At 34.9% G+C, this 14356-nt stretch carries 20 protein-coding genes; 15 read left to right on the top strand and 5 right to left on the bottom strand.

Going from position 1 to position 14356, the window contains the following annotated elements:
* Positions 1-10: 10 nt before the first annotated feature.
* The 8 genes from KDN24_RS14240 (at position 11) to yodN (ending at position 7023) form a co-directional block, all read left to right on the top strand.
* Positions 11-1288 (top strand): peptidase, encoded by a 1278-nt coding sequence (locus KDN24_RS14240; RefSeq protein ID WP_409973613.1) that lies wholly within the window; start codon positions 11-13, stop codon positions 1286-1288.
* Positions 1285-2142 (top strand): putative beta-lysine N-acetyltransferase, encoded by an 858-nt coding sequence (ablB, locus tag KDN24_RS14235; protein WP_409973614.1) that lies wholly within the window; start codon positions 1285-1287, stop codon positions 2140-2142. The genes KDN24_RS14240 and ablB overlap by 4 nt, the downstream gene beginning before the upstream one ends.
* Before the next feature lie 30 nt (positions 2143-2172).
* Positions 2173-3582 (top strand): sigma-54 interaction domain-containing protein, encoded by a 1410-nt coding sequence (locus KDN24_RS14230; protein WP_409973892.1) that lies wholly within the window; start codon positions 2173-2175, stop codon positions 3580-3582.
* Between the two features lie 309 nt (positions 3583-3891).
* Positions 3892-5322, top strand: a complete 1431-nt coding sequence (gene kamA / locus KDN24_RS14225) for a lysine 2,3-aminomutase (RefSeq protein ID WP_409973615.1) — start codon at positions 3892-3894, stop codon at positions 5320-5322.
* Positions 5315-5614, top strand: coding sequence for a YokU family protein (locus KDN24_RS14220; protein WP_409973616.1), 300 nt, complete (start codon positions 5315-5317; stop codon positions 5612-5614). Before kamA ends, KDN24_RS14220 begins: the two co-directional genes overlap by 8 nt.
* A gap of 143 nt (positions 5615-5757) precedes the next feature.
* Entirely contained in the window at positions 5758-5949 is a 192-nt protein-coding gene (locus KDN24_RS14215) for a hypothetical protein (RefSeq protein WP_409973617.1), read from the top strand.
* 22 nt (positions 5950-5971) lie between these two features.
* Positions 5972-6193 (top strand): YozE family protein, encoded by a 222-nt coding sequence (locus KDN24_RS14210; RefSeq protein WP_409973618.1) that lies wholly within the window; start codon positions 5972-5974, stop codon positions 6191-6193.
* 131 nt (positions 6194-6324) lie between these two features.
* Positions 6325-7023: a germination protein YodN gene (yodN, locus tag KDN24_RS14205; RefSeq protein ID WP_491348053.1), complete on the top strand. Its 699-nt coding sequence runs from the start codon at positions 6325-6327 to the stop codon at positions 7021-7023.
* Here yodN and KDN24_RS14200 read toward each other — a convergent pair.
* Positions 7020-7190, bottom strand: coding sequence for a hypothetical protein (locus KDN24_RS14200; protein ID WP_409973620.1), 171 nt, complete (start codon positions 7188-7190; stop codon positions 7020-7022). The two genes, yodN and KDN24_RS14200, sit on opposite strands and share 4 nt — an antisense overlap.
* A 136-nt stretch (positions 7191-7326) precedes the next feature.
* Between KDN24_RS14200 and KDN24_RS14195 the strand changes: the two genes are divergently transcribed.
* A complete protein-coding gene (locus KDN24_RS14195; RefSeq protein WP_491348052.1) occupies positions 7327-7500 on the top strand; it encodes a YozD family protein in 174 nt (57 codons plus the stop codon).
* Positions 7501-7650: 150 nt separating this feature from the next.
* On the opposite strand, the gene yoyE is transcribed toward KDN24_RS14195, so the two are convergent.
* Positions 7651-7797, bottom strand: a complete 147-nt coding sequence (gene yoyE / locus KDN24_RS14190) for a protein YoyE (RefSeq protein WP_409973622.1) — start codon at positions 7795-7797, stop codon at positions 7651-7653.
* A gap of 15 nt (positions 7798-7812) precedes the next feature.
* The gene (locus KDN24_RS14185) at positions 7813-7941 is read right to left on the bottom strand and encodes a hypothetical protein (protein ID WP_409973623.1); all 129 of its coding nucleotides are present in this window, start codon (positions 7939-7941) and stop codon (positions 7813-7815) included.
* 142 nt (positions 7942-8083) lie between these two features.
* Here KDN24_RS14185 and deoD point away from each other — a divergent pair, with 142 nt between their 5' ends.
* Entirely contained in the window at positions 8084-8785 is a 702-nt protein-coding gene (gene deoD, locus KDN24_RS14180; RefSeq protein WP_409973624.1) for a purine-nucleoside phosphorylase, read from the top strand.
* Positions 8786-8865: 80 nt separating this feature from the next.
* Here the strand turns inward: deoD and KDN24_RS14175 are convergent, their stop codons facing one another.
* The gene (locus KDN24_RS14175) at positions 8866-9156 is read right to left on the bottom strand and encodes a hypothetical protein (RefSeq protein ID WP_409973625.1); all 291 of its coding nucleotides are present in this window, start codon (positions 9154-9156) and stop codon (positions 8866-8868) included.
* A gap of 363 nt (positions 9157-9519) precedes the next feature.
* Here KDN24_RS14175 and KDN24_RS14170 point away from each other — a divergent pair, with 363 nt between their 5' ends.
* The 5 genes from KDN24_RS14170 (at position 9520) to KDN24_RS14150 (ending at position 13951) form a co-directional block, all read left to right on the top strand.
* Positions 9520-10377 (top strand): M15 family metallopeptidase, encoded by an 858-nt coding sequence (locus KDN24_RS14170; RefSeq protein WP_409973626.1) that lies wholly within the window; start codon positions 9520-9522, stop codon positions 10375-10377.
* A gap of 205 nt (positions 10378-10582) precedes the next feature.
* Positions 10583-12046 (top strand): lmo1851 family serine protease, encoded by a 1464-nt coding sequence (locus KDN24_RS14165; RefSeq protein WP_409973627.1) that lies wholly within the window; start codon positions 10583-10585, stop codon positions 12044-12046.
* 51 nt (positions 12047-12097) lie between these two features.
* Positions 12098-12730, top strand: a complete 633-nt coding sequence (locus KDN24_RS14160) for a GTP-binding protein (protein WP_409973628.1) — start codon at positions 12098-12100, stop codon at positions 12728-12730.
* 56 nt (positions 12731-12786) lie between these two features.
* On the top strand, positions 12787-13020 hold the full coding sequence (locus KDN24_RS14155; RefSeq protein WP_409973629.1) for a CobW C-terminal domain-containing protein: 234 nt from the start codon (positions 12787-12789) through the stop codon (positions 13018-13020).
* Positions 13021-13099: 79 nt separating this feature from the next.
* Positions 13100-13951 (top strand): hypothetical protein, encoded by an 852-nt coding sequence (locus KDN24_RS14150; protein WP_409973630.1) that lies wholly within the window; start codon positions 13100-13102, stop codon positions 13949-13951.
* 25 nt (positions 13952-13976) lie between these two features.
* Here KDN24_RS14150 and KDN24_RS14145 read toward each other — a convergent pair whose 3' ends face one another.
* Positions 13977-14222, bottom strand: a complete 246-nt coding sequence (locus KDN24_RS14145) for a DNA alkylation repair protein (RefSeq protein WP_409973631.1) — start codon at positions 14220-14222, stop codon at positions 13977-13979.
* Positions 14223-14356 lie beyond the last annotated feature (134 nt).

Here is a 14356-nt window from a genome sequence, read left to right as displayed (position 1 = left end):
GGGTGAAAACATGCAGGCTGAAAAAAGGATCAAACAATGGTTACATGCAAATCGAATGAGTGGGGTTCATTTTCTTCAACAGCTTGTCCAAGAGGGAAGTGTAAGAGGAAACGAAAGTGGAGCACAAGAAATTGTGATCGATAAATGCCGAGATCTTGGATTACATATGGATATTTGGGAAATTGGTGAAGAGAAGTTGTTAAAACATCCAGTTTTTAATTCTGATCGAAAAGATTTTACTGGTAATCCAAATGTCGTTGCTGTACTGAAAGGGCGAGGTGGAGGACGGTCAATTATATTAAATGGTCATATTGACGTTGTCCCAGAAGGTGACCGAAGTGATTGGGAGAATGATCCATTCAGTGGTTTCATTAAGGACGGAAAAATGTATGGACGTGGAACGACAGATATGAAAGGAGGCTCAGTATCCTTAATCCTTGCAATTGAAGCAATTATGAAATCAGAAGTAATATTAAAAGGTGATGTTATCTTTCAAAGTGTGATCGAAGAAGAAAGTGGTGGTGCTGGAACACTCGCTGCTGTGATTAGAGGATATAAAGCCGACGCGGCGCTTATCCCAGAACCGACAAATATGAAGCTGTTTCCGAAGCAACAAGGGTCGATGTGGTTTCGAATTACCGTTAAAGGAAAATCTGCACATGGTGGAACAAGATATGAAGGGGTAAATGCAATTGAAAAGGCGATGCAAGTCATTCGAAAACTACAAGATTTGGAAAATGAAAGAAATAAAAAGATTAGCGATCCACTATATGAACATATCCCGATCCCAATTCCAATTAATATCGGAAAACTACATAGTGGGGAATGGCCCTCCTCTGTACCAGATGTTGCAGTTATAGAAGGAAGGATCGGTGTGGCACCTGATGAAAAAATGGAGGAGGCCAGAAAGGAATTGGAAGCATGTCTCCATGAACTAAGGATACATGATGAATGGTTAAGGCAACATCCTCCAAAGGTAGAATGGTTTGGTGGAAGATGGCTTCCAGGGAATTTAATGGTCGATCATCCATTGATAAAAACGCTAATACAAAGCTTTGAAGAGGTTCAAGGCTCAAAACCTGTAATTGAAGCTTCTCCATGGGGGACAGATGGCGGAATTCTCTCGACAGTAGGAAATATTCCAGTCGTTGTTTTTGGTCCAGGTGTAACAGAGGTTGCTCATGATGCGAATGAGTTTATTTCAATAAACGAGGTGTTTGCAGCAGCTGAAATTATTGCACTTACGATAATGGAGTGGTGCGGAATTCATGAGGAGGACCTGAAATGAATGTAATCGCTAATACTGAAACGATAAGACACCATAACTTCTCTTTAATCATGTGTATGGATCTATTCAATAATCGGATTCGAGTAGATGATGTGACCGGAGATATTGTAAAAGCGATTGTAAAAGCTGAAAATACCGCGAAGGAAAAAGGTGTAGAGAAATTAATTTTTAAAACAAGAAAAGAAAACTATGCATTATTTATGGAAAAAGGCTATCAATGTGAAGCAATGATAGATCGGTATTTTTTAGGCTCAAATTTATATTTTTTTAGTAAATATTACAATATAAATAGAAAGAATAGTAATCAATGGATGAAAGAAGATGAAATCGTCAAAAATGTTTGCCTTCTCGAGCAAAATCTTAAAATGATACATCCACCAACTGAATATAAATTAAAACAACTTCAACCTAAAGATGCAAAAAAATTAGCATCTCTTTATGAGAAAGTGTTTCAAATTTATCCAACTCCGTTAAATGACATGAATTATATCGTAAAGACGATGACTGAAGGAACAATTTATTATGGATTCTATTTTGATGGTGAAATCGTAAGTGCGGCTTCAGCTGAAGTGAATTCTTTTTACAAAAATGCTGAATTAACAGACTGTGCTACATTACAAGAGCATAGAAAGCACGGATTAATGAAAATATTATTGAAAGAGCTTGAAAATGAGCTAAAGGCTAACGGGATTTTTTGTGTATACTCGATTGCGAGAGCTCTGTCATTCGGAATGAATGCTGCTCTACATCAGCTAGACTATAAATATCGTGGAAGGCTTATGAATAACTGCTATATTTTTGATAAGCTAGAGAATATGAATGTGTGGGTAAAGGATCTTTCAGTTAATAGGTAATGATAATTTAACTAAAATGGGGTGAAAACAATCACAGAAGTACATCAAAATTCAAGTGAAGTTCTTTCAGCTATTTTACAAGGGATCGACGAAGGAATCCATGTAGTTGATATTTATGGAAAAACGATTTATTACAATGAAATTGCAGCAAAGCATGATGGCATGAGCATGGAAGAAGTTTTGGGAAAACCGTTATTAACGGTTTTCCCATCTCTAAATGCACAAACAAGTACATTATTTAAAGTCATGAAAACGAATAAAGCGATTTATAATCGCACACAATCATATGTAAATATGCATGGAGATCGAATTGAAACGATAAATACAACATTGCCAATTATAGTCAATGGTAACATTGTCGGCGCTGTTGAGATTGCTAAAGATTATACAAGGCTAAAACTATTATCAGAAAGATTACTAGATTTACAAGGAAAAATGAAAAAGCAAACGAAGGGCCAATTGAAACCTAGAAGTACAATTCAATATACACTTGACAGTTTAAAAACGATTAATCCAGAAATGATTGCAATTAAAAAAGAAGCGCGAAAACTTGCAACATCTGATTCACCAATAATCGTTTTTGGTGAGAGTGGCTGTGGAAAAGAGTTATTTGTTCAAGGCATTCACAAAGCATCTTCAAGAACAAATGGTCCTTTCATTGCTCAAAACTGTGCTGCAATTCCGGAGTCCCTATTAGAGAGCATTTTGTTTGGAACTTCGAAGGGAAGCTATACAGGAGCCGTTGACAGGGCTGGTTTATTTGAGCTTGCTGATGGAGGAACGCTCTTCCTAGATGAAATTCATACGATGCCGATCGAGCTTCAAGCTAAGCTGCTTCGGGTGCTAGAAGATGGCCATGTAAGGAGAGTTGGGAGCACAGAGAGTATATTTGTAAATGTGCGGATTATTGCAGCGATGAACATTCATCCTCAAAAAGCGTTGGAGAAGCAACAGATAAGAACAGATTTATTTTATCGTTTAAATGTCTTAGCCGTTCGACTTTTACCGTTAAGAGAAAGAAAAGAAGATATTCACTTTTTGACTAAGTATTATATTGAAACTTTTAACAAAGCCTTTAATATGAATGTACAGGGTGTGACAGATGATGTAAGGGCATTCTTTAATGACTATAAATGGCCAGGAAATGTTAGGGAATTAAAACATACGATTGAGTATATGATGAATGTTTGCGAGGGCGAGCTTCTCACAGCAAAGGTACTTCCTGTCATGCTAAAGCAGCACTTTCAGCGACCATTAGGAAAAAATCATGGGAAAGGTTTCTCTCTTAGATGGAGACTGCAGCAGCTTGAGACTGAGCTTATTGAGGATGCTATGCAGCAAACGGATGGAAATATTATGCAAGCAGCTAAATTGCTCGACATTCCACGACAAACATTACAATATAAACTCCAGAAGCTAGAAGTTGCGGAGCAAAAATAATACTGGATTACCTGACAAAGCGTATAATGCCAATTACTTGGCACAAAATTGCTTATTTTTTGGCACTATTTTAATCATTAAAACAGGCAAACTATAATATGAGTTGAATTCAGGTGCCCAAAAATCAGCATAATGGTTTATATATTATTGTTCAATTCCATATTCCTTCGCCTCTTTTCAAAAAAATATGTCTGAAAAGGCAAGTAAATCAAGACATTGAACCATACATACGCATAAAATACAGAAAACTTAGATTTTGGCACAAAATTTGCATGTATATTTCATAGAGAATAATAAGGAGGAATTTGGATGAAGTCATTTTTGTATAAACCAAGCCGGCATTGGAAAGAGATTGAGCTATGGAAAGATGTGTCAGAAGAACAGTGGAATGATTGGCTCTGGCAGCTCACAAATACAATTCGAACATTGGATGATTTGAAAAAAGTGATCAACCTAACCCCTGAAGAGGAAGAGGGTGTGCGCATTTCTACGAAGACAATTCCTTTAAATATAACTCCCTACTATGCTTCGCTTATGAACCAAGATGACCCACGTTGTCCAATTCGGATGCAGTCAGTGCCGATTTCACAGGAAATTTATAAAACGAAATACGATCTTGAGGACCCTCTTTATGAAGATGAGGATTCACCAGTACCAGGACTTACTCATCGCTACCCTGATCGAGTTCTTTTCCTAGTTACAAATCAATGCTCAATGTATTGCCGCTATTGCACAAGGAGAAGATTCTCTGGACAAATCGGGATGGGAGTCCCGAAAAAACAACTTGATGCTGCAATTGATTATATTAGAAATACACCAATGGTAAGAGATGTGCTTATTTCTGGAGGAGATGGTCTCTTAATTAATGATAATATATTGGAATATATCTTAAAAAAACTTCGTGAAATTGACCACGTAGAAATTATTAGAATTGGAACGAGAGCCCCAGTTGTTTTCCCACAAAGAATTACTGAAAATCTTTGCAATATCTTAAAAAAATACCATCCAATCTGGTTGAACACACATTTTAATACTTCTATCGAAATTACGGAAGAATCAAAAAGAGCTTGTGAAATGCTTGCAAATGCTGGAGTGCCGGTAGGGAATCAGTCTGTCATTCTTGCGGGAATAAATGATAGTGTACCAGTAATGAAAAGGCTTATGCATGATCTAGTAAAAATAAGAGTGCGTCCTTATTATATTTACCAATGTGATTTATCAGAGGGAATTGGGCATTTTCGTGCACCTGTTTCAAAAGGGCTTGAAATTATTGAAGGATTGCGAGGACACACGTCTGGATATGCTGTCCCAACCTTTGTTGTTGATGCACCTGGTGGTGGTGGAAAAATTGCCTTACAGCCAAATTATTTAATTTCCCAAAGTGCTAATAAAGTAGTGCTTCGTAACTTTGAAGGGGTCATTACGACATATCCTGAACCAGAAAACTATATTCCTGGAAGAGCGGAAGGATATTTTAAAGAAGTCTTCCCAAATATGGATGAGAAGAAATCAAATATAGGAATTGCTGGACTGATGAACGATGAGAAGTTTAATCTTGTACCAGATGGGCTTGCTAGGTTAAGTCGCCGAGAACAATATAATCTTGATCCTGGCCATGCTTCATTAAAAGATAAACGTGAAAAACGAGATGAATTAAAGGAGAAAAAATTCAAAGCTCAACAATTGAAGCAAAACAGCCCTGAACGAGAAGAAAAAGAAAAAGCGGTGGCTAATGAATAAGAGTACAATGAATATTCAATGCATTTGGTGTGAAAGCAGAAATATTATCCATGTGACTGAGGATGTATTTTGGGAGCTTCCTGATGGAACGAAAGCGATCAAAATCAGTGATGTTCCATCTGTCACATGTAAAGACTGTAACATGACCTATCAATCAGAAGAATTAGTAAAAGAAATTGAAAATCAATTATTTATCATTAACACAAACATAATTGACAGTGAAATAAGCTATACTAGCTTAATGAAACAGCCAAAACTGTTGAAACGAAATTATTTTGATTTCACAAGCTGATTTAGAAAACAAGGATATTATTCACATTTTATTCACGGATTTTTCACAAATTTCTTTTCCACTATCTCTATAATAGATTTCAGGGAGATATTCTATTGAAAGAAAGTGGTTTTACCTTTCTTTATATTGGGAGGAAAAGAAATATGGAAATAGCATTGATGATTATGATTTCTGTAGCAATGTTTATGCTATACTTTTGTGGATTTTATTCAGGGGTGATTAAAGAAAAATATGGGAAAAATTGGCTGCAGGCTGTTCCAATTACTGTGGCAGTCTTGATGTTCAATATTATTTGGATACTTACTCAACTTATTAAATCAGATCGTTTTCAGTAGATGAGACAGAAAGGTTACGATTATGGCAAAATCTTTTTACCATTTTCTTATGAAATATCGACATCCTGCACCAAATGATTTCATAAGTCAATTTGCAAATCATGCTTATCTTGATCATAATTTTCCAAAGCATTCAGCTAATTATCATGAAATAAGCTCATATTTAGAGTTAAACGGCTTTTATTTAGAAAATATGGTCATATTTGATGAAGCATGGGAATTATATTTACTTTCAGAAAGCTAAAAAATGGGTATATTCTTAAAGACACTCGAACCACTAGGAGTGTCTTTTTTTGTGAGCGGTTTTTCCGACTCATGCATATACTATCGTATTAATAACTTACTCACGACTCATTCATTGAGAGGATGGAAGAAATGAACGAGCGCAAAAAACCAAAATACAATATTGGTGATACAGTCGTGATCACAATTTATGGAACCGTTGGAAAAGTTACAAATGTAAAGTGGTTAGATAATATGTATGTTTACGAGGTCAATAAAAGTGAAGGTCTATATATGGAATCCAGCCTCCAAATGTTATCCGATTTCGATAGGGAAATAATAGAAAGTGAACATATTAATATTGAATATAAATATTTTTTCGGAGATTTAGTGAAGGTGAAGGGATTTGGTTCAGATCTTTTTAAAGTTGTTGGTTTTCGTACAGAGATTTGGCGTTATAAGGAAAATGCTTGGGAGGATGTCATTTATGAACTTGCAAGAGTGAATGATGGAGAATGGCTAGAAGCAGGGGAAGAGGAAATCACACTTGTAGCCGATGCGGAAAGCGCTGAAGCTTTTATCCAAAAACTTGGAATGCTCTATTTAATTAACAAAAAAGAAATCATTCATCATTCATTAAAAGAGAAAGGGCATTTGTTCCGCAAGGCAGAAAAGGAAATATTAATGAACATAAAGAAAAAAAAGCAGTTAATTGATGGTTTATTAGATATTTATAATGACTACCATACGCTTTATATGATGTTTCATGATGATGAATATAAACAAATTATGAGAGTCGTTATTCGTAACTTAATACACATCACGAATAATGATGAAGGAAGCAAAGATTAAATGCTTTTACTGAGTTGAAAAAGGAGATAAATGACAAAAGGAATCCCAAATAAGATGATCAACTTAAACATATTATTTAACATTTTGTAAATATATTGAACGAACATACTCTCTTCATTATTTACATCCTCTTTAAAAGCTGCAGCTAATCTTGAAATAGAGTTCATTTTGTACCTCCAAATGAAAATAGTGTTGAGTAGTTTTAATTAAATATATGCTTGTCCAAATTAAAAATGACAATCAATTTCTATTTGAATGAAATGATGATCATCAACATACATTCTCTACAAAGGGGGCATTGCTGTGAGAGAAATTGAAGTCTATATTGATACTGAAGAAATAGCAGAATTTTTCTTTCATGAACTTATGAGGAGAGGATATGTTCCTGGTGAGGAAGAGTTAGGAGATCTTGCTGATATTATGTTCGAGTATTTATTAAATAAGTGTATTATTGATGAAGAAATCAATGAAGAATAATAGAGAAAAAAAGTGAAAATCAAGGTGATTTTTATAAATTTAACTGTCGTCGGCTTCAATGAACAATTGTTGATCTTCAAAGGTGTTACCAGCTTTGTAAATTGAAGCAGACGACATCATACATACGCTAGTCGAAAAAAACAACTCCCTTTAATCTTTGTTTGACCCGGGACTGTTTTTTCTTTTTTGTGCGGTGAAGTCTTTTCCATGTGCTTCTTCTTCCGCAATAATAGCTTCTGGAGGAATATGATTATTTTTTTTCGGTGAATTAATTCTATTTCGATGTTTTTTACCCATTAGACTTCCTCCTTGTTAACGATTGCTTTTTGTTTTAACTGTTTTTGTAGTGTTTGGCGCAGTTCCGGATCTAGACGATGGATTGGTTTCATTGGCATGCTGGACGGCTTGCTTTAATTTTTTGCTCATCTTTTCATGTGACAAGAGAATACCCCCTTATGGCAATCTAATGATAGCTTACCCTGCAGAATTTATTCCATACTTGTACTTGATGTTCCATCTACTTTCGATTAATGTGGTATAGTAATGTAAGGTAGAAGTTAACACATAATGGAGGTTTTAATTGATGAGTATCCATATTGGTGCTAAAGAAAACGAAATTGCAGAAACAGTTCTTCTTCCAGGTGATCCACTAAGAGCAAAATATATTGCGGAAACTTTTTTAGAAAATGTAAAATGTTATAATGAAGTGCGAAATATGTTCGGGTTTACTGGTACATACAAAGGGCATTCGGTTTCTGTTCAAGGGACTGGAATGGGCGTTCCATCAATATCAATATATATTAACGAATTAATGAGCAGCTATAATGTCCAAAACTTGATACGCGTAGGAACATGTGGTGCGATTCAAAAAGATGTTAAAGTTCGTGATGTTATTCTTGCAATGACTGCTTCAACGGATTCGCAAATGAACCGTTTAACATTTGGTGGACTTGATTATGCTCCAGCAGCTAATTTTGATTTATTAAAAAATGCGTATGATCTCGGAACAGAAAAAGGATTGAATTTAAAAGTTGGAAATGTCCTAACAGCAGATATGTTTTATAATGATAATGCTGAATTAGAAAAATGGGCAAAATATCAAATTTTAGCAATTGAAATGGAAACGGCAGCGCTATACACTTTAGCAGCGAAATTTGGTAGAAAAGCTTTATCAATTCTCACTGTAAGTGATCATATTTTAACTGGTGAAGAAACAACGTCAGAAGAAAGACAAACAACATTTAATGAGATGATTGAAGTGGCTTTGGAAACAGCAATAAAGTAAGTATTGATATATCGAGCTCTATAGGAGCGATAATATTTCTAATATGAGAGCGAGTGACTAAAAAGTGACCATAATGGTGCTCAATCTGTCTCTCGCTTTTTACTTTCCCTAAATGTGATAATTGTTGTCTTTAATGAAGCATAGGAACCGATGGCCGCATAACCATAAAACCATCCCATAAAAAGTCCGGCAACTAGATGATGACGGTGACTTATAAATATAGAGATAATCAAACCAATGGTTAGGGCAATCATGGGAATATAAAGTTTAGGAACTTTAAGAAAAACTTTTATGAATTGTGTTATGACGATTATTACTGGAATCGCAATGACTGCATCCCAAAAGTTTGTATGTATAGTTGGAAAATCCATGTTTTCGTTAACTCCTTATTATTAACATGTAATAAATATGTTTTTAGATCGATTCGATTATATATACATTAGCATATGTCACTTTTTTAAAACTATAATGATAAATATTTTTGACAACGATGTTACATTGCTGGATAATAAAGATTATTAAATCAATGTTTTTACCATAAATAACATTCGTTGAAACAGCATTGAACTGATAGTGGCTTTGGGCTTTGGAAACGGTTATAAAGGATGAATAAATGAATGAAAGAAGAACTGGTTCAAAAAAGGACTAGTTCTTCATTTTCTTTGTTTCTGAAACATTTGACTGTTTATGGTAAAATGAAAATGCTAAAAGTTTGGTTAAGATAGGTGGAAGAAATGAAAAAAGTTATGATCGTCTGTGCATTAACGAGCCTCTTATTAATAGGTTGTAGTAAGCTTGACCCTTATTTTAAAAAAATTCCTTTTCTGCAGAAAGAAGAGGAATCACAAGTTGACCCGAATGCTATTGAGAAATCACCACATAGTGATGAAGGAGATCATCAAGACGAAGAGCAGAAAACAGAAATGTCTGAACAAAATCAGAATGATTTGACACTTGATGCTGCATTTTTCAATGATTTAAAAATAGTTGACGGTAAAAATTATATTCAAAATCCGACGAATATTATGGTTTTAGTGAATAAACAGTATAGCTTACCAGATGGGTATGCCCCAGAAGATTTAGTCCGTCCTAATGTACCTTTCTCATTCGGTGACCAAGATATCGAAAAAAGCTATATGCGTAAAGAGGCTGCGGACAGCTTAGAGTTATTGTTTGCGGAAGGAAAAAAGGTAGGGATCAACTTATTTGCTGTTTCTGGTTATCGTTCCTACGAAAGACAAGTTGCTGTATTTAACGCAGAAGTTAGTAAATATGGAGAAGAAAAAGCAATCCAAGCAGTTGCATTTCCAGGCAGTAGTGAACATCAGACAGGCTTAGCGATGGATTTATCGAGTCAAAGTGCCAGTTTTGAGCTCTCAGAACAATTTGGTGAAACAGCAGAAGGAAAATGGATTGCTGATAATGCCCATCGTTTTGGCTTTATTCTCCGCTATCCAAAAGGGAAAGAAAATATTACTGGCTATAAGTATGAGCCATGGCATTTTCGTTATGTTGGCAAAAAAGCCGCCGAAGTGATTTTTGAAAAAAAACTCACACTTGAGGAATATTTTAATATCGTTCAAAAAATATAGATCGTATCTCTAAAAGTTTGCAGATGTTCATGATTGTCATTAATATGATAAAAATGGTATTCTAAACCTTAAGGATTTTTCTAGAGTATGTCGGTTAATCGAAAATGACATCAAATTACATTTCACATCGTATATTTAATGCATTTTTACGTCTTGTACGTTGGAAATCCCATTAAGTGTCACTTTATGAAAGTTGGTGAGCAGTTTGGAAGAAGAGAATGTAAAACAAGAATCATCTGAAACTAAATCAGGTTTTATTCGTATGAGAAAAATGAATTTCATTTTGCTTTTAGCCTTTGCTATTATCCTATCTATTGGAGTAACAAGCTTTGCACTAACTTTTGGGGACGGAAAGGCTATTTCTGTCAGTGATGAGCGCCAACAATTTTCTAAGCTTTATGCAGCTTACGATACGTTGAAGAACTCCTATTTCCAAGATATTGATGATGAAAAATTAATTAATGGAGCCATTAATGGGATGGTGGATTCTTTAAATGATCCCTACTCTGACTACATGAGTGTTGAAGAAGCGAAAAGTTTCCATCAAAGTATTTCTTCATCTTTTGAAGGAATTGGGGCTGAAATTCAGGAAAAGGATGGATTTATCGTTATTGTTACACCAATAAAAGGCTCACCTGCTGAAGAGGCTGGCTTAAAGCCAAATGACAAAGTATTGGCTGTAGACGGCAAAAGCTTACAAGGGATAAGTTCATCTGAAGCTGTTACTATGATTAGAGGAGAAAAAGGGACGAAAGTAACACTTTCTATTCAACGACCTGGAGTAGAAGAAGCAATGAGTGTGCCAATTATACGTGATACGATTCCAATTGAAACTGTCTATGGTGAAATGGTAGATGATCACATTGCAAAAGTACAAATTACCTCTTTTTCTGAAAATACTTCAAATGAATTAATTGAGACACTAACAGAGTTAAAAGCAAAAGGGATGAAAGGCTTAATCCTTGATTTAAGACAAAATCCAGGTGGTTTATTAAATCAAGCGATTGATATTTCTAGCATGTTCGTCCCAGGTGGGAAAACGATTTTCCAAATTGAAGATCGAAATGGAAATCGGAAAAAAGTGCCATCAAAAGGCAAAAATAATCCAGATGTTGCACTCGTTGTCGTGATCGACAAAGGAAGTGCAAGTGCTTCGGAAATTCTTGCTGGCGCTGTAAAGGAATCAGCGAATGTTCCGCTCATTGGTGAAAAATCATTTGGAAAAGGGACTGTTCAGCGCGCCGAAGAATTTACTGATGGATCAAACATGAAGTTTACAACTGAAAAATGGCTTACACCTGATGGAAATTGGATTCATCAAAAGGGGATTAAACCAGATTACGAAGTTAAACTTCCTGAATATGCTTCTTTGCCATTTATTAATCCAGATGAGGAACTATCACTTTCTTCTTCATCTAGTCAAGTGAAGGCTGCACAGCAAATGTTGAAGGCAGTCGGTTATGATCCAGGTAGAGAAGACGGTTTCTTTGACGAAAAAACAAAAAATGCTGTTGAGTCTTTCCAAAGAGATGAAAAGCTTAAAGTGAATGGGACATTAACTGGTCAATCAACAATTGCTTTAATGGAAAAATTAAGAGATAAGCTAAGAGAGAATGATCCCCAGCTTCAAAAAGCAATCGAGATTTTAAAAAAGGAAATTGAAAAATAATCGATGAGGCACTTTCCAAATTGGGAGTGCCTTATTTTAAAGGTGATATATATGCAAACAGAAATTTTTATATTATCCGGTTTTCTTGGAAGTGGTAAGACAACTTTATTAAAACAATTGCTTGCTGAAGAGAAAAAGCAAGATCGAAAAGTAGCAGTCATGATGAATGAGCTTGGCAAAGTTTCAATTGATTCTGATGCAGTTGGAGATGAGGTTTCGCTGAAGGAGCTGCTTGATGGCTGTATTTGTTGCACGATTCAAGATAAACTAGAATCACAGCTACAAGAGCTGTTATTAGTAGACAAGCCAGAAGTTATTTATATTGAAACGACAGGAGCTGCTCATCCCGTAGAGGTGTTGGATGCGATATTATCACCATTATTCGCTGATAAAATGGTCGTAAAAGGGATTATCACAATTGTTGATGGAAAACGTTGGTTACATCGTTCTTCATTAACTCCTCAAGTACAACAGCTCATTTTAGAACAAGTAAGGCATGCTGATTTTCTCGTTATAAATAAAACGGATGAGTTGACAGAAGAAGAGCAGTCAAAGTTACTAATGGAGATTCAATCTTTAAATTCTCATGCATTTGCACTATTGACGACGTTTGCAAAAGTCCCTATGGGGAAAATAAAGCAATTAACGTCAAGTAAAAAAAATAAACATATTCAGTTGCTGTAACTGCAGATTTAAAGTTAAGTACATATGTTTATACTTTTGAACATGCGATTGAGCAGATGGAATTTGAAGATTTTCTTAGAAAGCTCCCTGACACTATATATCGAATTAAAGGATACGTAAAGTTTCCATCCTATAAGCACGCCATTCTTTTTCAATTTTCTTATGGAATGCCATTATATTTGAAAGAGAACATGAATTTACCGTTAAATCTCGTTTTTATTGGTGAAAATATCGATTGGGTAGAAGTAGAAAGGGACTTGCGGAAGCTGGAGAAAAAGGATAATGAGTAAGTATAGTGAATACAATTATTCACTTTTACACAAACTTTTTGTGAAGGTTGATTAAACTAACACGAAATTGAGTGAGCTTATGAAGTTTTTAAGTGTATGTATTATAGCGATTTCTTTCGTTCTAAATAGTCAAATTGTTAGTGAAAGTATGGGGGAATTAACAATTGAAATGCTCCCGTGGGAGAAAGTGAACGAATTTATTCCGAAATATAGTAAATTTACTGTTTTAGATATTGAAACAGGAAAAAAGTTTAAAGTTCAAAGGCGTGCAGGAAGTCATCATGCAGATGTTCAACCGCTAACTTCAAAAGAAACAAAAATAATGAAAGAAATATATAATGGAAAATGGAGCTGGAAAAGGAGAGCTATCATTGTTATCCATCGGGGAAGATGGATAGCAGCATCAATGCATGGAATGCCTCATGGAGCAGGGGCTATAAAAAACAACTTTCCCGGACATTTTTGTATTCATTTTTATGGAAGTACTACACATCGGACTAATTTCATGGATTTATCTCATAAGCTTATGATATTAAAGTCGGCTGGAAAGCTTCATGAGTATATTGCAAATGCAGACCCTTATGAGATAATTCGGATTTATGTAGCTGGAATTAAGCAGCAAGATGGATTTATTATATCTTCTGTCTCTTTACAATCGATGAACTGGAGAAAACACTTTGCTAAAGTAGAGAATATGAATTTAGTGAGGATGCCGGTCTTTCCAGCCGAAGATTTCATTCAGGAGTTAAGTGTCAATATCCCTGTTGAAATTGAATTCATTAATAAGAATTCAGGAAAGCAATTATATAAAGGGAACCTTCATTTAGTACGTTTTTCTCATCTGGATGGATGGAAAATAGATAGCTTTCATTTTTTGCAAGGTTTCAATAAACTTTCATTAAATAAAAAAATCAAGACCAACAAAAAATAATTCTTTGTTGGTCTTTTCAAGTTTGTTACCTTTTTTGCTCTCCAAATTTTATAAAGCTTCGCTCATCTTCAATTAATCCACATGCCCCACATTGAACTTTATATTCAGGACCTTTGTAAGAGATATGAAATGGACTTAAGCTTTCATTACTAAATTCCTCAAGAATGGCTCCTGAAAATGGATCCATTTTTATCGACTTTGGTACTTGCATAATGATATTGAATCGACTTCTATTCGTTTTACAATTTGGACAACAGTATGGCATACTCAAAAACAAATCCCACCTTTTATATGATTACAAATATATTTTGCATGACGGGTGTAATTTATGTGAAAATGAGTTTATACATAAATTAATCTTACTTCACAGTTTTAACACATTGTAAAGATAAGATATAGTAAAGT

Source organism: Cytobacillus sp. Bva_UNVM-123 (genome assembly GCF_046351715.2).
Classification (GTDB): Bacteria; Bacillota; Bacilli; order Bacillales; family Cytobacillaceae; genus Cytobacillus.
This window is presented reverse-complemented; position numbering and strand designations above follow the sequence as displayed.